This window comes from Streptomyces sp. NPDC004838, from assembly GCF_053600955.1.
Map to the genome: position 1 here is coordinate 459,255 of NZ_JBSGAW010000001.1, position 15,793 is coordinate 475,047.

The following is a 15,793-nucleotide window of genomic DNA, read 5'->3' on the forward strand; positions in this document are numbered from 1 at the left end:
CATCGCTCCCACGCCGACGACTCCCCTCTGTGACGGCTGTTCGCTCCTGGCGTTTCCCGGAGGCGTCTGAGCAGCCCCTCCGCCCGGCTAGTGTGTTCTGCGTACGGCGCGGCTGACCGCGCAACTCACTGACCGTTCGGAGGGACATAGCCGTGGAGGTCAAGATCGGCGTGCAGCACGCGCCGCGGGAGATCGTTCTGGAGAGCGGGCAGTCCACGGAGGACGTGGAGCGCGCCGTGGGTGAGGCGCTGGCGGGCAAGGCGCAGCTGCTCAGCCTCTCGGACGACAAGGGCCGCAAGATCCTGGTGCCGGCCGACCGGATCGCGTATGTCGAGATCGGCGAGCCGGCGGCACGGCGCGTGGGCTTCGGCGCACTGTAGGGCGTCAGGACGCCCCTGGCGGGTGTTACGTGGAAGGGTCCCGGTGGATGTCCGCCGGGACCCTTCCACGTGTCCGTCCCGCTTCCGTCCCGCTTCCGGGCGGGTTCCGGGCGGGCCACCGGTTCGCGTTCCGCGTGCACCTCGCGTGCGTTCGGTCACTCGCCCGTGCGGCCCGTGCACGTCGGGTCGCCCGTCTCCGGACGCGCCGCCCACCCCTGGACGCCAAGGTGCTCGCCGGTGAACGCGGGGGGTCTTCGCCGGCGCGTGACCGTCTGATTCCCGGCCCCTTTCCGGTCCGCTGCCGGAGGGTTGCTTTCCGTGGTCGCCGGGTAGTTACGGGCTACGACCGCGAAGCCCCCGAATGCGTCCGCGAGGTGATCAGCAATGCTGCTGGAAGCGCTCGGTTCGGTTCTGCTCGGACTGGCCCTGGCCTGGGCCGCCGACCGTCATCTCGCCGACCGCCTCCCGGCACGTCGCGTGGTCTTCCTGACCGGCCCGCTGGGCGCTCTCTTCGGTGCCTATGTGACGCATGTGGCCCTCGGCCCCGGCCATCTCCTGGGGACGCTGGTGGGCTCGGCGCTGATCGGGGCCGTACTGCTCTCGCTGCTGCTGCGGCCGTCAGGGCGACAGTTGCGCAGGGCGCTTCCGTTCTGAACGCACGGCAGGCGCCGACCCCAGCCCCAGCCCCAGCCCCAGCCCCAGCCGAGGCTTTCGCCCGTACCGCCCGGACGTCCCGTGCCCGGCGGGCGCACGGCCGGGCCCGCGTCACCGCGTGACCCGGCCGCCCCCTGGCGGGGCGGTGGCTCAGGCCGCCAGGCCCAGCGCCGCCATCCGCTTGGTGTGGGCCTTGGTGATCCGGGAGAACATCGCGCCGACCGCCGCCAGATCGAAGCCGTCGGCGACGCCGCCCACCAGCATCGTCGAGAGCGCGTCACGCTCGGCGACGACCCGCTGGGCCTGGGAGAGCGCCTCGCCCATCAGCCGCCGTGCCCAGAGCGCGAGCCGCCCGCCGAGGCGGGGGTCGGCCTCGATGGCCGCCCGCACCTTCTCGACGGCGAAATTGCCGTGGCCGGTGTCGTCGAGCACCGCGAGCACCAGGGAGCGCGTGTCGGTGTCCAGGTGGACGGCGACCTCACGGTAGAAGTCACTGGCGATCGAGTCACCGACGTACGCCTTCACCAGACCCTCCAGCCAGTCGGAGGGCGCGGTCTGGTGGTGGAAGTCGTCGAGCGCCTTGGCGAACGGCTCCATCGCGGCGGTCGGCTCCGCGTCGACGGCGGTGAGCCGGTTCCGCAACTGCTCGAAGTGGTGGAATTCCGCGGAGGCCATCTTCGCCAGCTCCGCCTTGTCACCGAGGGTAGGCGCGAGCTTGGCGTCCTCGGCGAGCCGTTCGAAGGCGGCCAGCTCGCCGTACGCGAGCGCCCCGAGAAGATCCACTACGGCTGCGCGGTACTGCGGGTCGGCGGAGGCCGTGTCCCAGTCCTGGGCGGCGATCCCGGTGTGTTCATTGGCGTTGTCAGGCGTCTCCATGAGGCGCACAATAGCTCGCCATAGGGGCCTCGGAAGGGCCTGGTCAGCCATGCTCCGGACTCGCTCCGGCGCGTCGGCCGCCCTTTTGTTACCCCGGTTCCTACGAAATCGGTCAACACACATGCGCGAATCCGGGGTACAGTGATAATGCGCCTGCTGAGCGTTTCATAACACTCGGTAGGCGATCACAGTGTTTGATCACAGTGTATGACTGAGGGATTCATTTCCTTCTGACCCCTTGAGGATGCCCGGTCGGTGGCACGATCGGCTCCCCGAACCGACCGCCCTCGCGGATCGTGCGCCGTCACGCGCGTACGACCTCAGATGAGGGGCCCCCTCAGCGGCACGAGCGCTCGAGCGACTGCAGTGGTCCCGCGCCATCCGGCCAACCCACGGCCGGTCCAGTACCCAGGTGCGGTACGACCCCCAGCGTTCGCCTCGCGCCGCGTCTCACAGAAGAGGCAACACCCTGACTACGCAGCAAACGACTTTCCGGGATCTCGGGATCCTGGCCGAAACCGCCGAGGCCCTCGAAGCCGTCGGCATTCTGTCCCCCTTCCCCATTCAGGAGATGACGCTTCCCGTCGCGCTCTCCGGAACCGACGTCATCGGCCAGGCCAAGACCGGCACCGGCAAGACTCTCGGATTCGGCCTGCCGATACTGGAGCGCGTCACCGTCCCCGCGGACGTCGAGGCCGGCCGGGCGCGGCCCGAAGAGCTCACCGACGCCCCGCAGGCGCTGGTCGTCGTCCCCACCCGCGAGCTGTGCACCCAGGTCACCAACGATCTGCTGACCGCCGGCAAGGTGCGGAACGTGCGCGTTCTCGCGATCTACGGCGGCCGGGCGTACGAGCCCCAGGTCGAGGCGTTGCGCAAGGGCGTCGACGTGATCGTCGGCACGCCCGGACGGCTGCTCGACCTCGCGGGCCAGAAGAAGCTCGACCTCTCGAAGGTGCGGGCCCTGGTCCTCGACGAGGCCGACGAGATGCTCGACCTGGGCTTCCTGCCCGACGTCGAGAAGATCATCCAGCTGCTGCCCGCGCGGCGGCAGACGATGCTGTTCTCGGCGACCATGCCGGGCGCGGTCATCGGTCTGGCCCGTCGCTACATGTCACAGCCCACGCACATCCGCGCCACCGCGCCGGACGACGAGGGCGCGACCGTCGCGAACATCACCCAGCGCGTGTACCGCGCGCACTCCATGGACAAGCCCGAGATGGTCGCGAGGATCCTCCAGGCCGAGGGCCGTGGACTCGTGATGGTCTTCTGCCGTACGAAGCGGACCGCGGCGGACATCGCCGACCAGCTCGCGCGCCGGGGCTTCGCCTCCGGCGCGGTCCACGGCGACCTCGGGCAGGGCGCGCGCGAGCAGGCGCTGCGCGCGTTCCGCAACGGCAAGGTGGACGTCCTCGTCTGCACCGACGTCGCCGCGCGCGGCATCGACGTGGAGGGCGTGACCCATGTCATCAACTACCAGTCGCCCGAGGACGAGAAGACCTACCTCCACCGCGTCGGCCGCACCGCCCGCGCGGGGGCGTCGGGTACGGCCGTCACGCTGGTCGACTGGGACGACATCCCGCGCTGGCAGCTGATCAACAAGGCGCTCGACCTGAAGTTCCCCGACCCGCCCGAGACCTACTCCACCTCGCCGCACTTCTACGAGGAGCTGGGCATCCCGCCGGGCACGAAGGGCGTCCTGCCCCGTGCCGAGCGCACCCGTGCGGGCCTCGCGGCGGAGGAAGTGGAGGATCTCGGCGAGACGGGTGGCCGCGGCCGGGGCAGGTCCGGCGCCGGGGCCGCGGTGGAGGAGCGCCCGGCGCGTACGAGGACCCCGCGCCAGCGGCGTCGTACCAGGTCGGGTTCGGCGACCGAGAGGACAGGAGCGGCCGCTGCCGACACGTCGGCCGCCGCTACGGTTCCCGCCGCCGAGCCTGCGGCAGGCGAGCCGCGCGTCCCGAGGCGTCGCCGCCGCACGCGGGTGGGTGCGCCGAGCGCGTCCGCTCCGGTGGAGACGCTGGAGTCGGTGCCGCCACTCACGCCCGCCGAGCCGGTCGCCGCAGAGGCCCTTGAGACCGAGGCGGCGGTGGAGGCCAAGCCGCGCCGCCGTCGTACCCGCGCGCTGAAGGCGGTGGCCCCGGCTGAAACGGTGGCCCCGGCCCCGATCGAAGCCCCGGCCGAGGCCCGGCTTCCGGTGCCGGCCCCGGAGGCCGAGCCGGAGGCGAAGCCCAAGAGGACCCGGAAGCGCGCCGTCAAGGCCGTGGAGACGGTCGAGACGATCGAGGCGGTCATCCCGGCCACGGTCGTCGCGGAAGCGCCCGAAGCCGAGGCGGCGGTGGAGACCAAGCCCCGCCGCCGTACGCGCGCGGTCAAGGCCACCGCTCCCCAGGTCGCCGTCCCCCAGGCCGACGCACCCGAGGCCACCGCCCCGGAGGCCGAGCCGAAGCGGACGCGGAAGCGCGCGGTGAAGGCCGTGGACACGGCGGAAGGCGTCGAACCGGAGGCCAAGCCGAAGCGGACCCGTGCGGTCAAGGCGGTCAAGGCGGCCCCGTCCGTCGAGACAGCGGAGACGGCGGTGGCCGGGGAGAAGGCGGAGGCCGCATCCGAGGCCAAACCGAAGCGGACCCGGAAGCGCGCGGTCAAGTCGACCGCGTCCGCCGCGGTCGCGGAAGCCCCCGCCGCGGAAGCCCCGGTCGCGGAGGCCGCGGTCGCGGAAGCCCCGGTCGCGGAGGCCGCCGCCGAGCCGGAGGCCAAGCCCCGCCGCCGTACCCGTACGGTGAAGGCGACCGCCCAGCCGGAGAGCTGACGCACCACCACCCGTCGGCCCGGTCCCCAAGGATGGGGACCGGGCCGACGGCGTTCCCGGCCACGGTCCCGACCCGCGGTCCGGACCCGCAGTCCCGACCCGCGGTCCCGGCGACTGCCGGCGCTTGTCGGCGGCGGCCGGCCGCCGCCGAAAGGCGCCGTCCCCGAACCGCCGCTAACCTCAGCACATGAGCCGCCCACCGACCTTCGTCCCGCCGTCCTGCGCCCGTCCCCGGACCCTTCGCACCTCTCGGGGGGATTTCGCCGTACTCGACGCCCGGCCCGAGGCAGGACCGGAGAGCATCAGAGGCATCGCGCTGCTCATTCCCGGATTCACCGGGAGCAAGGAGGACTTCATCGCGCTGCTCGACCCGCTGACCGCGTCCGGCTACCGAGTGATCGCCGTCGACGGCCGTGGACAGTACGAGACCGAGGGCCCCGAGGACCGACAGGCTTACGAACAGGGCGAGTTGGCCCGCGATCTGCTCGCCCAGGCCGAGGCCGTGCGCAAGGAGGACGGAGTCGGCGGGGACGGTCCGGTCCATCTGCTCGGGCACTCGCTCGGCGGCCAGATCTCCCGCGCCGCCGTCCTGTTGGACGCGTCGCCGTTCCTGAGCCTGACGCTGATGTCCTCCGGACCCGCCCAGGTCTGCCATGCCCAGCAGGAGAAGGTACGGCTGCTGAGCGACGCGCTCGCGGTGATGGGGATGGAAGAGGTGTGGGCCAGGATGGAGGCCCTCGACCCGCCCGCGGACGCGGACATGGACGGGGAGACCGGCCGCCGGGACCTCCTTGACCGCTGGCTGCGCCACAACCCCGTACAGCTGATCACCACCGGGCGGCAGCTGACCGTGGAGCCCGACCGGGTGGACGAACTCGCCGCCGTGCGCGGGCTGCCCAAGCATGTGCTGAGCGGTGAGCGGGACGACGCCTGGCCGGTACCGCTGTTCGACGAGATGGCGACCCGGCTCGGGGCGCTCAGGACCGTCATCGCCGGGGCCGGCCACTCCCCCAACACCGACCGCCCCAAGGAGACGGCCACCGCCGTCTCGCGATTCTGGGACCGGCACTGAGCAGAGCGGACGCGTCCGCCGGGTCCTGACCGCCGGGCCCCTACACCGGACAACTGCGCGTACACCGGACGACTGCGCGGCCGGCGCTCGGCGGGATGGGCACCGGCGTCCGTGCGGGAGATCAGTACTGGGACTGAAGGTGGTGCCAGAACCCGTCCCGCAGCGCCCGCCTGAGCACCGCGTGTCCCCTCAGCGACCGCTGGAGCACCCGTTCGGCCTGGACGAGCAGGTCCTGGTCCACCGACCCCGGCAGATAGGGATGGCCGGGCAGCAGGTCCGCCAGCGACTCACGCCCCCGCTCCGCCAGCCAGGTCGCCGCGATCTGCGCGCCGACGAAGCGGACCTCGTCGCGGGACGGCGGCGGCGCGCCCTCGTTCTCATAGGTGGTGACGGGACGGCGGGTGATGTAGGGGCGGCAGAAGTCGAGGTCGAACGTCCGCTGGCTGTCCACCTCCCAGAGCAGCGGCTCGGCCTGATTGCTGCCCTCCCCCGCCTCGATGCCCCACAGATGGACGCGTGCCCCGTACCCCTGTGCCGCCTCGACCGCCGAGACGAGGTCCTCGTCGCCGCCGACGAGCGCCGCGTCGCTGATCGCCCGGTGCCGGGCGAGTGACTCCAGGTCCGTACGGATGAGGGAGTCGACGCCCTTCTGCTGATTGTTGGCGTTGAGGTTGCCGAGCCGTACCTTCACATCGGGCAGTTCGGCGATGGACTGCTGCTCGGCGGTGTGGATGCGGCGGCGCGCGCCGTCGTACCAGTAGACCCGCAGCAGTCTGCTGTCCGCGAAGATCGTGCGGGCCTTGTCGATGAACGCCTCGATCAGCCCTTCGGCGTCCAGATCGAAGGAGCGCCGGTCCTCCGTGCCCGCCACCAGCAGTCCCGCCGCGGCGTAGACGTAGCCCGCGTCCACGAAGATGGCGTGGGTGGACGGGGTCTTGGCCACCTCGGCGAGCATGCGATGGAGCAGCTCGTTGGTGCGCTCGATACGGGCGCCTATGTCCTGGGCGCCGGCCTCGGTGAGCTGATGGTTCATCTCGTCGCTCTCTGCGTCGTTCATACGGAGCCTATTCTCCGGGCAGTGGCACACACCCGCCAGTAGTTAGACAAAGCAAACATTTCCTTAGCGTAGGGAATATCTGCAAGGCGCATCTCCGTTGAGAGGGAGTTGAACGCATCACCATCAGTTCTCCAGCAGGAGGATCAGACGAAGGGAGAAGCCGTGCGCTTCGAGATCATGCGACTGGACGACGCCACCGGCATCGCCGTGGACAGCACCGTCGTGGACGCCGCCTCCGTCAACCGGATCGTGCAGCAGGCCGCCGCGACGGGCCAGCGCATCTACATCCGTCCAGCGGAATCGCCGGCTTCATAGCCGCTTCACGGCCCCCGAAGCAGTACGCCCGGCTCTCTCGAACCGGTACACCCGGCTCCCAACCGATACAACCGGCTTCTTCGAACACAGCCCGGGCCGCTCTCTCTCACCCGTCGGACGTCACCGCCGCCCGTGCCGGGACCAGCGAAGGTCCACGGCCACCGGGGCGTCGTCGGCAGAGGTCATACGCCCCCGTCCGGATCGTCCGTACGGGGGCGCGGTCGTGTCTCACGCCCCTTGGACGACCTGGGTGACGCCGTTGATGATCTGCTGCACCGCGATGGCGGAGAGCATCATGCCCGCGAGCCGAGTCACCAGCACGACACCCCCGTCCTTGATCACCCGGATGATCAGCAGCGAGTACCGCATGGTCAGCCAGAGCACCCCGTGCATGGCGAAGATCGCCGCCCAGACCGCGATCTGCTGGGACGCGCCGTCCGCGTTCTGTACGGCGAGGATCACCGAGACGATCGCGCCGGGCCCGGCCAGCAGAGGCATGCCGAGCGGTACGAGGGCGACGTTGACGTCCTTGGTCTGCTGGGGCTCGTCCGTCTTCCCGGTCAGCAGATCGAGTGCGATGAGCAGCAGGAGCAGACCGCCCGCGATCATCAGCGCGGGGACGGAGACGTGCAGATAGTCGAGGATCTGCTGTCCGACGAGCCCGAAGACGGCTATCACGCCGAACGCGACGGCGACCGCCTGCCAGGCCATGCGCCGCTGCACCTTGGCGGGCCGTCCGGACGTCAGGGCGAGAAAGATCGGGGTGATCCCGGGAGGATCCATGATCACGAAGAGGGTCAGGAAGAGGGAGCCGAAAACGGCAGCGTCGAACATGGTGATGGCCTAGCTGGAAGAAGGACTGCGGAAGGGAGTGCGGACGGGGTACGGCGGCGCGGCTCAGGCGCGTCCGCCCGTGCCCGGAACGGGGAACGCGCCGGTCGCGCGTCGCGTGATCTCGCCGTAGATCTCCGGGTCGGTGGTGTACTCACCGAGCCGGACGTCCTTCCGCGCGCCGTGGTAGTCGCTGGATCCGGTGGTCAGCAGCCCGACGTCGGCGGCGAGGGCGCGCAGCCGCTCGCGGGTGGGCCCGTCATGGTCCATATGGTCGACCTCGACGCCGTCGAGGCCCGTCGCGGCGAGTTCGGCGATCGCCGTCTCGGGGATCGTACGGCCGCGCCTGGCGGCCGCCGGGTGCGCGAGGACCGAGACCCCGCCGGCCGCCTTGACCAGGCGTACCGCGGTGAACGGGTCGAGTTCGTGCTTGGTGACATGGGCCCGGCCGCCGTCGGCGATCCACTCCTCGGTGAAGGCGTCGGAGACGGTCGGGACGACGCCGAGCTCTACGAGGGCGGTCGCGATGTGCGGGCGACCGACGGATCCGTCCCCGGCGATACGGGCGACCTGGTCCCAGGTGACGGGAACGCCCAGCTCCCGGAGCTTGGCCACCATCGCCCGCGCGCGCGGCACCCGGTCGTCCCGTACCAGCTCGCGTTCGCGGAGCAGATCGGGCTCGTCCGGGTCGAAGAGGTACGCCAGCAGATGCAGGCTCACGCCGTCCAGGGCGCAGGAGATCTCGGCCCCGGTGACCAGGGTCAGTTCCCGGGGCAGTGTGCGGAGCGCGGCGATCGCCTCGGCGTGGCCTCGGGTGGTGTCGTGGTCGGTGAGGGCGATGACGTCGAGTCCGGCCCCGACGGCGTTGCGTACCAGCTCGGCGGGGGTGTCCGTACCGTCCGACGCCGTGGAGTGGGTGTGCAGATCGATGCGCACGACGCGTGACTCCAGGGGGCCGGGTGGACAGGGGACGACCCAGTGTATCGGTCATGCGTACGGGGCTCGGCTCGGCCGTTTCCGTACGGCGGACCGGCACCGCACCCCGCGTGCGCACCGTCGTGCGACGGGTCCGCACGGTGCCGTACGGACCCGTACGGGGGGCGCCCCTACGAGAGCAGCCTCGGCGAGAGCGCCCCGCAGGGCAGGAGTTCCACCTCCGCGCCCGCGTCCCGCAGATCGGTGAGGACCAGTTCGTCGTACATCAGCAGTCCGGACTGCTCCGGCCAGACGACGGCCCAGAGCCAGAGTCCGCGTGCCTCGCCCGCGAAGACCGCGCGGTCGTCGGGGGCGGCGCGCACATGCCAGAGCGGAGTGGGGCGGCCCGCGGCGAGCACCTTGACCTGCGGAGGCTTGTCGTCACCGATGTACGGGCCGGGGTCGGGTCCGTCGATGCCGGCGTAGCGCGCACCGAGCCCCACACCCAACTCCTCGGCGATCAGCAGCAGTTCACCGATGCCCCCGAGCGGACTGGGGCCCGAGCAGGCGACGGCGGTGGCCCGGCCGCCGCTGCGGTCGTCCCCCGCGTACGCGACGCCGGTGAAGAGCCAGCCGACCGGGAGCGGCCACGGCATCCACACGGGGACCCTCGCGCGGTGCACCACCACGCCCAAGGCTTCGACACTGGGCGGGATCACCGGCTGCAGCGGATGCACCGCGCCATGCGCATCGCACTGCCAGGAATCGGCGAAGAGTCCGGGCGCCCTGACCCGGCCACCGCACTTCGGGCAACTGGGTTCGCCCCTCATAGCGCTCAACGGTCCTACCCGGTCGTCTCCGCGTCAAGGACGATCACCCTTCCGGTGTGTGCGTCCCGCCCGCGAGAAAATAACTGCCGCGCCCACCCACCGGCCCGGCGAGCGGTCTCCGCTCCGGCCGGTGTCCGCCCGCGACCACGGGCGTCCGCGGTCTCAGCCCAGGTCCACGGAGCCGCGCAGCGGATCGCGCAGATCGGTCCCCTGGGCCAGCCACCGTTCCTGGAGTTCCCGCGCGCCGTGGACGCGCTTCCACGCCGCCTCGTTCGGCGTCATCGGGAGCAGGGGCAGAAAACGCACCGGGTCCAGGGGGTCGTCCAGTTCCAGATCCTCGATCTGCCCGCCCGGCTCGGCGACCAGCACCGAGGTGAAGGGCGCGGAGGGCCAGAGCGGTTCGCCGACGTCCAGCGAGGCCCCCGGCGCCACGACGACGCCCTCGACCTGGGGGGAGGCGGCCAGTACGGCGAGAGGCCGCAGCACCTTGGCGGTGTCCGCGAGCCCGTCGCGCACCGAGAGGATCAGCTCCGCGCGCGGGCCCTTCACGGGGTCGGCGAGGGCGGCCGCGGGATCGGTCATCGGGTGGGCCGACATCCCGAGTGTGGCGTACCGCACGATGCCGGCGCCCCCATCGCCCGTGACACCGGCGCCGGCGTCGGCGCCGTCCGGACCCGTCATGCCCTCGCCGCGGAACCGGAGCACCTCGATACGGTCCGTGCCCAGGAACGTCACCGCAGCGCGGGCGTCCGGCTCACCGAACGCGGTGAACAGCCGCGCCTCCACCAGAGCGAGAACATCTGCCATACGGCGAGCATAGAGCGCGCGTGGAACGCGGCCGGAAAGCGTACAGATCGCGTACGGAGCACGTACAGAAGGGCCGAACCCGCGAAAGCAAGGTGCCGGGCCGCTGTGTGCTGATAGTCTTGGCCGCTGGTCGGGACGGCACACAGGACGGCATGCGGAAGCGCTGCCCTCCGGTTCCGAACATCACGTCTCTCCCCTACGGGGGACTGGCCGGAGGAGGTGGGGTCTGCGGTGGATCGAAGTCGACCGTGCAGTACCAACCGCTCTTCCGTACGGCGCCACCAGCCCGCTCTGGTGATCTGAAGCCCTTCACGCACAGGGCTCACGGCATTCCGTTCGCCCGGATGCCGGTATGCGGGTTTTCGGCGTCGGGGCGTTTCGCACGACGGAAGAGCACGTCCTCTCTGCCTGTCTGTCTGTAGCGAACGCCGTCACCGCGATGCCGCGGTGCCGCCCGCTTTGCGGACGTGAGTCCACGTCCCCATTCCGGGCTGCGCCACACCACTCGCCGACGGCCTCTCCGTGAGGAGCCGAAGCCATGTCGATGATCCGTGACCTGCGTGCGGCGGTCCGCCCGTCCCTGCGCAAGAGCAGCGCCCCCTACAACTCGTACGACTCCACCCGCGACCCCTCCGCGTCCAGCGCCGTCGTCGACTGCGCGGTCTACCGCGACGGGCGTCGGCTGGACAGCGGCGCCTGCCAGACCCCCCGCGAGGCGATGCTGCGGGTGCGGGAGGGCGGCGGCTTCGCGTGGATCGGGCTGCACGAGCCCACGGAGGAGGAATTCGCCGGTATCGCGGCGGAGTTCGGGCTCCACCCGCTCGCCGTCGAGGACGCGGTCCACGCCCACCAGCGGCCCAAGCTGGAGCGGTACGACGACACCCTCTTCACCGTCTTCAAGACGGTCCACTACGTCGAGCACGCCGAACTCACCGCGACCAGCGAGGTCGTGGAGACCGGCGAGGTCATGTGCTTCACCGGCCGGGACTTCGTCATCACCGTCCGGCACGGCGGCAAGGGCTCCCTGCGGGCGCTGCGGTACGGCCTCCAGAAGGACGTCGAGCTGCTGTCCAAGGGGCCGTCAGCCGTTCTGCACGCGATCGCCGACCATGTCGTGGACGGCTACATCGCGGTCGCCGCGGCCATGCAGGACGATATCGACGAGGTCGAGATCGACGTCTTCTCCGCGCCCTCCAAGGGAAGCTCACGCGGTACCGACGCCGGGCGGATCTACCAGCTCAAGCGCGAGGTGCTGGAGTTCAAGCGGGCCGTCTCGCCGCTGCTGCGGCCGATGCAACTGCTCAGCGAGCGGCCGATGCGGCTGATCGACCCCGACATCCAGAAGTACTTCCGGGACGTCGCCGACCATCTCGCGCGGGTCCAGGAGGAGGTCATCGGCTTCGACGAGCTGCTGAACTCCATCCTTCAGGCCAATCTGGCGCAGGCGACCGTCGCGCAGAACGAGGACATGCGCAAGATCACCTCCTGGGCCGCGATCATCGCGGTGCCGACGGCGGTCTGCGGGGTGTACGGCATGAACTTCGACTACATGCCCGAGTTGCGCTGGCAGTACGGCTATCCGATGGTCCTCACCGCGATCGCCGCGATCTGCTTCACCATCCACCGCACCCTCAAGCGCAACGGCTGGCTGTAACCGGGCGTCGCGCGCCCTGCGGATAGGCTGCGCCCATGACAGAACACCTGCTCGGCCGAGCCCTCGTCGAGGAGGCCACCAAGAAGTCCGGCCTCATCTGGGTACGCGGCGAGGGCGTCGAGCGGGCGCTCTGGCACGTATGGCACGAAGGGGCGGTGTACGTCGTCGGCGACGGGCCCGGTGAGCAGCCCCTGCCCGGCCTCACGCCCGGCGGCACGGCCGAGGTCACCGTGCGCAGCAAGGACAAGGGCGGCCGTCTCGTCGCCTGGACGGCTTCGGTGACACAGGTCCCGCCCCACTCCGAGGCGTGGGACTCGGTCACCCCCGAGCTGAAGTCCAAGCGCCTGAACGCGCTCGACACGGACACTCTGGTGGAGAGGTGGGCGCGGGAGTGCCGTGTTCTGCGCTTGGAGCCCGTGTCCTCCACGACGTCCCACCCCGACACATCACTGGCGGCCGTGCCGCTGCCGACCGCGGCGACGACCCGGTACACCGCGCCCGCGGCGCTGCCGCGGTTGCTGCTGGGCCGCAAGAGGAAGCGCGGGTAGCCCCACCCCCGGGGTCCGTCCTCGAACACCGGAACACCGGACGGGCGGGGTACGCGGCGACGTACGGCAAGCACCCCCTGCGGGCCCTGGAGGGGCTACCGGCCCCGGAGGCCCTAGTCGACCGACCGAGGGAGCTGGCGGCCGTAGTCGACCGTTTCCTCCTTCGCCGGCGCGGCCAGCGCGAAGTCCACGTCCCAGTCCCCCAGCGTCAGCACACCCGCTCCGCCCCCGCGCGCGAACTGGAGGGGATAGGGGACGCCCTCCAGGGAGACGTCCAGGACGCCGCCGTCTCCGTTCTCCGCCTTCACCTTGATCGTGCGGATGCCGGCGACCTTCGTCCGGTCGCCCTTGCTCAGCTTGCCCTCCATCCCGAGGAAGCCGTCGAGCATGACGTCCATGTCCGTGAAGCCGCGGAACTGCTTGTACGCGGGATCGCCCTCGGGGACCTTCACATACTTGTCGTCGAGCTTGCCCGCCGCCTCGGTGTCGGTGCTCGTGGGCTCGCCGCTCTTGTTGTCCTCGTCCTGGTGTATCCAGAACGCGGCGTCGGCCTTGATGAAGAGATCGTCGCCGACCCGCAGCAGTTCGAAGGTGTCGTCCTTGGAGGTGACGGAGCCGGTGCCGCCGTCCTGCTTGAGGCGCATGTTCAGCGTGTAGGTGCCGCCCTTGCTCACGAGGGATCCGGAGAGCCGTACGGAGCCGGCCGCGTCCGCCGCCTCCCGTGCCTTGTCCTCGATCTCGGTCGCCGAGAGCTTCCCGATTCCGTTGGTCCCTTTGTCGGGGTCCTCACCGCAGGAGGACAGCCCTGCGGTCAGTCCCACGCACAGCGCTACGGCGAGCGCCGCCCGACGGGCGCGGGGAGCCGAGGGGAGAAGAGTCACCGGCGCACTGCCTCTCATCTGCTTCTCATGGGGGGTGGCTGTGGGCAGCGTACCGGTGCCCTCCGAGCGCCCCTGCGGCAGCCATCCGGAGGCCGATCATCGGCGGCGCGGATCGGCACGGGCTAGCCTGAAACTCCTGAACAGCGGCTTTCTCCGGCCAAGTCCCGACATAAGAGCCCTGGCACACATCCGACGGAGAGCCCCGCGCGAAAGAGGATCATGGCCGCCAGCACTTCCCGCGTCTTCGTCTCCCATCTCGCCGGCGTACCCGTCTTCGACCCCAACGGCGACCAGGTGGGCCGCGTCCGCGATCTGGTGGCGATGCTGCGCGTGGGCCACCGCCCGCCCCGGCTTCTCGGCCTGGTCGTCGAGGTGCTCACCCGCCGCCGGATCTTCCTCCCGATGACCCGGGTCACCGGTATCGAGTCGGGCCAGGTCGTCACCACGGGCGTGGTGAACGTACGCCGCTTTGAACAGCGCCCCACCGAGCGGCTGGTCCTCGGCGAACTGCTGGACCGGCGTGTGCGGCTCGTGGACCGGGACGAGGAGGCCACCGTTCTCGATGTGTCCGTACGGCGGCTGCCCGCCCGCCGGGAATGGGAGATCGACCGGGTCTTCGTACGGAAGGGCAGGGTCGGGGCGCTGCGCCGCAAGGGCGAGACGCTGACCGTCCCGTGGTCGGCGGTGACGGGGTTCTCGCTGGAGGAGGACGCCCAGGGCGCGGAGAACCTGGTCGCCACCTTCGAACGGCTGCGCCCCGCCGACCTCGCCAATGTGATGCACCATCTCTCGCCCAAGCGCCGCGCGGAGGTCGCCGCCGCCCTCGACGACGACCGGCTCGCCGACGTGCTGGAGGAACTGCCCGAGGACGACCAGGTGGAGATCCTCGGCAAACTGCGGGACGAGCGCGCGGCGGACGTACTGGAGGCCATGGACCCGGACGACGCGGCCGATCTGCTCTCCGAACTGCCCGAGGAGGACAAGGAGCGGCTGCTGACCCTGATGCGCCCGGACGACGCCGCCGATGTGCGCCGGCTGCTGTCGTACGAGGAGCGGACGGCGGGCGGCCTGATGACCACCGAGCCGATCGTGCTCCGGCCGGACGCCACGGTCGCGGACGCCCTGGCCCGCGTACGCCAGGAGGATCTGTCGCCCGCGCTCGCCGCGCAGGTGTATGTGTGCCGGCCCCCGGACGAGACGCCGACGGGCAAGTATCTGGGGACGGCGCATTTTCAGCGGCTGCTGAGGGACCCGCCGTTCACCCTGGTCGGCTCGGTGGTGGACAGCGATCTCCCGCCGCTCGCGCCGGACACTCCGCTGCCTGCGGTGACCAGCTATCTCGCCGCGTACAACATGGTCGCGGCGCCGGTCGTGGACGAGAGCGGGTCGCTGCTGGGCGCGGTGACCGTGGACGACGTACTCGATCATCTGCTCCCAGGCGACTGGCGGGAGACGGAGTTCGAGGAGTCCGCCCTGAACAGTGCCGAGATACGGCAGGGCCCGGAGGCCCGGAACGGGAACGAGCCCCGGGACGCGGGCGGGTCCGCCCATGGGTAACGAGTACGGGCTGACCGAGCGCGGCGAGCAGAAGGAGCGGCCCGCCGGGGCGAGCGCCTCGCGCGCCCGCGCCCGGATCGACATGCCGCAGGTGCCCCGCCGTACCGTGCTGCCGGAGTACGACCCCGAGGCGTTCGGCCGTCTGTCGGAGCGGATCGCCCGCTTCCTGGGCACGGGCCGGTTCATCGTCTGGATGACGGTGATCATCATCCTCTGGGTCGTCTGGAACGTCTCCGCGCCGTCCGCGCTCCGCTTCGACGAGTACCCCTTCATCTTTCTGACGCTGATGCTGTCGCTACAGGCTTCGTACGCGGCCCCGCTGATCCTGCTGGCGCAGAACCGCCAGGACCAGCGGGACCGGGTCACCCATGAGCAGGACCGCGAACAGAACGAACGCTCCATCGCGGGCACCGAGTATCTGACCCGTGAGATCGCGGCGCTGCGCATGGGCCTCGGCGAGGTCGCGACGAGGGACTGGATCCGCTCGGAACTCCAGGACCTCGTCAGAGACATGGAAGAGCGTCGGGCGACCCTCCCGTACGACGGCGGCTCGGGGCGTGACGAAGCCGACCACTGACGGGCTGCCCGAGGGCGGTGGCCCGCGCCGTACCAT

The 15,793-nt window shown here is 70.9% G+C and carries 16 protein-coding genes; 9 read left to right on the forward strand and 7 right to left on the reverse strand.

Annotated features, from left to right (window positions below; translation table 11 throughout):
* The first annotated feature begins 152 nt into the window (after positions 1-152).
* Both ACWEFL_RS01900 and ACWEFL_RS01905 read left to right on the forward strand, forming a co-directional pair.
* The gene (locus ACWEFL_RS01900; RefSeq protein WP_451705942.1) at positions 153-380 is read left to right on the forward strand and encodes a DUF3107 domain-containing protein; all 228 of its coding nucleotides are present in this window, start codon (positions 153-155) and stop codon (positions 378-380) included.
* Positions 381-764: 384 nt separating this feature from the next.
* Entirely contained in the window at positions 765-1,034 is a 270-nt protein-coding gene (locus tag ACWEFL_RS01905; protein WP_451705943.1) for a hypothetical protein, read from the forward strand.
* A gap of 150 nt (positions 1,035-1,184) precedes the next feature.
* Here ACWEFL_RS01905 and ACWEFL_RS01910 read toward each other — a convergent pair whose 3' ends face one another.
* Positions 1,185-1,910 carry a ferritin-like fold-containing protein gene (locus tag ACWEFL_RS01910; RefSeq protein WP_451705946.1) on the reverse strand — a complete coding sequence of 242 codons (726 nt, stop codon included), beginning with the start codon at positions 1,908-1,910 and terminating at the stop codon, positions 1,185-1,187.
* A gap of 571 nt (positions 1,911-2,481) precedes the next feature.
* Here ACWEFL_RS01910 and ACWEFL_RS01915 point away from each other — a divergent pair.
* Together ACWEFL_RS01915 and ACWEFL_RS01920 are read left to right on the forward strand one after the other, a co-directional pair.
* Positions 2,482-4,713: a DEAD/DEAH box helicase gene (locus tag ACWEFL_RS01915; RefSeq protein ID WP_451705949.1), complete on the forward strand. Its 2,232-nt coding sequence runs from the start codon at positions 2,482-2,484 to the stop codon at positions 4,711-4,713.
* 187 nt (positions 4,714-4,900) lie between these two features.
* Complete coding sequence (locus ACWEFL_RS01920; protein WP_451705952.1) at positions 4,901-5,785, forward strand: alpha/beta fold hydrolase; 885 nt, start codon at positions 4,901-4,903, stop codon at positions 5,783-5,785.
* A gap of 121 nt (positions 5,786-5,906) precedes the next feature.
* Here ACWEFL_RS01920 and ACWEFL_RS01925 read toward each other — a convergent pair whose 3' ends face one another.
* Positions 5,907-6,818, reverse strand: coding sequence for an NYN domain-containing protein (locus ACWEFL_RS01925; protein WP_451706185.1), 912 nt, complete (start codon positions 6,816-6,818; stop codon positions 5,907-5,909).
* A 186-nt stretch (positions 6,819-7,004) separates the two neighbouring features.
* Between ACWEFL_RS01925 and ACWEFL_RS01930 the strand changes: the two genes are divergently transcribed.
* The gene (locus ACWEFL_RS01930; RefSeq protein WP_451705954.1) at positions 7,005-7,157 is read left to right on the forward strand and encodes a hypothetical protein; all 153 of its coding nucleotides are present in this window, start codon (positions 7,005-7,007) and stop codon (positions 7,155-7,157) included.
* 228 nt (positions 7,158-7,385) lie between these two features.
* Here the strand turns inward: ACWEFL_RS01930 and ACWEFL_RS01935 are convergent, their stop codons facing one another.
* The 4 genes from ACWEFL_RS01935 to ACWEFL_RS01950 all read right to left on the reverse strand — a co-directional run bounded on the left by ACWEFL_RS01935 (position 7,386) and on the right by ACWEFL_RS01950 (position 10,540).
* Positions 7,386-7,991, reverse strand: a complete 606-nt coding sequence (locus ACWEFL_RS01935) for a MarC family protein (RefSeq protein WP_451705957.1) — start codon at positions 7,989-7,991, stop codon at positions 7,386-7,388.
* Positions 7,992-8,054: 63 nt separating this feature from the next.
* Complete coding sequence (locus ACWEFL_RS01940) at positions 8,055-8,924, reverse strand: PHP domain-containing protein (protein WP_451705960.1); 870 nt, start codon at positions 8,922-8,924, stop codon at positions 8,055-8,057.
* Positions 8,925-9,094: 170 nt separating this feature from the next.
* A complete protein-coding gene (locus ACWEFL_RS01945) occupies positions 9,095-9,733 on the reverse strand; it encodes a DUF6758 family protein (RefSeq protein WP_451705962.1) in 639 nt (212 codons plus the stop codon).
* A gap of 162 nt (positions 9,734-9,895) precedes the next feature.
* A complete protein-coding gene (locus ACWEFL_RS01950; protein WP_451705965.1) occupies positions 9,896-10,540 on the reverse strand; it encodes a suppressor of fused domain protein in 645 nt (214 codons plus the stop codon).
* 538 nt (positions 10,541-11,078) lie between these two features.
* Here ACWEFL_RS01950 and ACWEFL_RS01955 point away from each other — a divergent pair.
* On the forward strand, positions 11,079-12,194 hold the full coding sequence (locus ACWEFL_RS01955) for a magnesium and cobalt transport protein CorA (protein ID WP_451705968.1): 1,116 nt from the start codon (positions 11,079-11,081) through the stop codon (positions 12,192-12,194).
* 35 nt (positions 12,195-12,229) lie between these two features.
* The gene (locus ACWEFL_RS01960) at positions 12,230-12,742 is read left to right on the forward strand and encodes a hypothetical protein (protein WP_451705971.1); all 513 of its coding nucleotides are present in this window, start codon (positions 12,230-12,232) and stop codon (positions 12,740-12,742) included.
* A gap of 113 nt (positions 12,743-12,855) precedes the next feature.
* Here the strand turns inward: ACWEFL_RS01960 and ACWEFL_RS01965 are convergent, their stop codons facing one another.
* The gene (locus ACWEFL_RS01965; protein WP_451705974.1) at positions 12,856-13,641 is read right to left on the reverse strand and encodes a hypothetical protein; all 786 of its coding nucleotides are present in this window, start codon (positions 13,639-13,641) and stop codon (positions 12,856-12,858) included.
* Between the two features lie 201 nt (positions 13,642-13,842).
* On the opposite strand from ACWEFL_RS01965, the gene ACWEFL_RS01970 reads away from it, so the two are divergent.
* Positions 13,843-15,180 (forward strand): magnesium transporter MgtE N-terminal domain-containing protein, encoded by a 1,338-nt coding sequence (locus ACWEFL_RS01970; protein ID WP_451705977.1) that lies wholly within the window; start codon positions 13,843-13,845, stop codon positions 15,178-15,180.
* Positions 15,173-15,757 carry a DUF1003 domain-containing protein gene (locus ACWEFL_RS01975; protein ID WP_451705980.1) on the forward strand — a complete coding sequence of 195 codons (585 nt, stop codon included), beginning with the start codon at positions 15,173-15,175 and terminating at the stop codon, positions 15,755-15,757. Before ACWEFL_RS01970 ends, ACWEFL_RS01975 begins: the two co-directional genes overlap by 8 nt.
* Positions 15,758-15,793 lie beyond the last annotated feature (36 nt).

Bases quoted from the DNA above. Each gene is read 5' to 3' on its own strand.
- ACWEFL_RS01970 (WP_451705977.1), top strand. From the start codon at position 13,843: ATGGCCGCCAGCACTTCCCGCGTCTTCGTCTCCCATCTCGCCGGCGTA.
- ACWEFL_RS01955 (WP_451705968.1), top strand. From the start codon at position 11,079: ATGTCGATGATCCGTGACCTGCGTGCGGCGGTCCGCCCGTCCCTGCGC.
- ACWEFL_RS01910 (WP_451705946.1), bottom strand. From the start codon at position 1,910: ATGGAGACGCCTGACAACGCCAATGAACACACCGGGATCGCCGCCCAG.
- ACWEFL_RS01925 (WP_451706185.1), bottom strand. From the start codon at position 6,818: ATGAACCATCAGCTCACCGAGGCCGGCGCCCAGGACATAGGCGCCCGT.
- ACWEFL_RS01965 (WP_451705974.1), bottom strand. From the start codon at position 13,641: ATGAGAGGCAGTGCGCCGGTGACTCTTCTCCCCTCGGCTCCCCGCGCC.
- ACWEFL_RS01935 (WP_451705957.1), bottom strand. From the start codon at position 7,991: ATGTTCGACGCTGCCGTTTTCGGCTCCCTCTTCCTGACCCTCTTCGTG.
- ACWEFL_RS01975 (WP_451705980.1), top strand. From the start codon at position 15,173: ATGGGTAACGAGTACGGGCTGACCGAGCGCGGCGAGCAGAAGGAGCGG.
- ACWEFL_RS01920 (WP_451705952.1), top strand. From the start codon at position 4,901: ATGAGCCGCCCACCGACCTTCGTCCCGCCGTCCTGCGCCCGTCCCCGG.
- ACWEFL_RS01905 (WP_451705943.1), top strand. From the start codon at position 765: ATGCTGCTGGAAGCGCTCGGTTCGGTTCTGCTCGGACTGGCCCTGGCC.
- ACWEFL_RS01945 (WP_451705962.1), bottom strand. From the start codon at position 9,733: ATGAGGGGCGAACCCAGTTGCCCGAAGTGCGGTGGCCGGGTCAGGGCG.
- ACWEFL_RS01960 (WP_451705971.1), top strand. From the start codon at position 12,230: ATGACAGAACACCTGCTCGGCCGAGCCCTCGTCGAGGAGGCCACCAAG.
- ACWEFL_RS01915 (WP_451705949.1), top strand. From the start codon at position 2,482: ATGACGCTTCCCGTCGCGCTCTCCGGAACCGACGTCATCGGCCAGGCC.
- ACWEFL_RS01950 (WP_451705965.1), bottom strand. From the start codon at position 10,540: ATGGCAGATGTTCTCGCTCTGGTGGAGGCGCGGCTGTTCACCGCGTTC.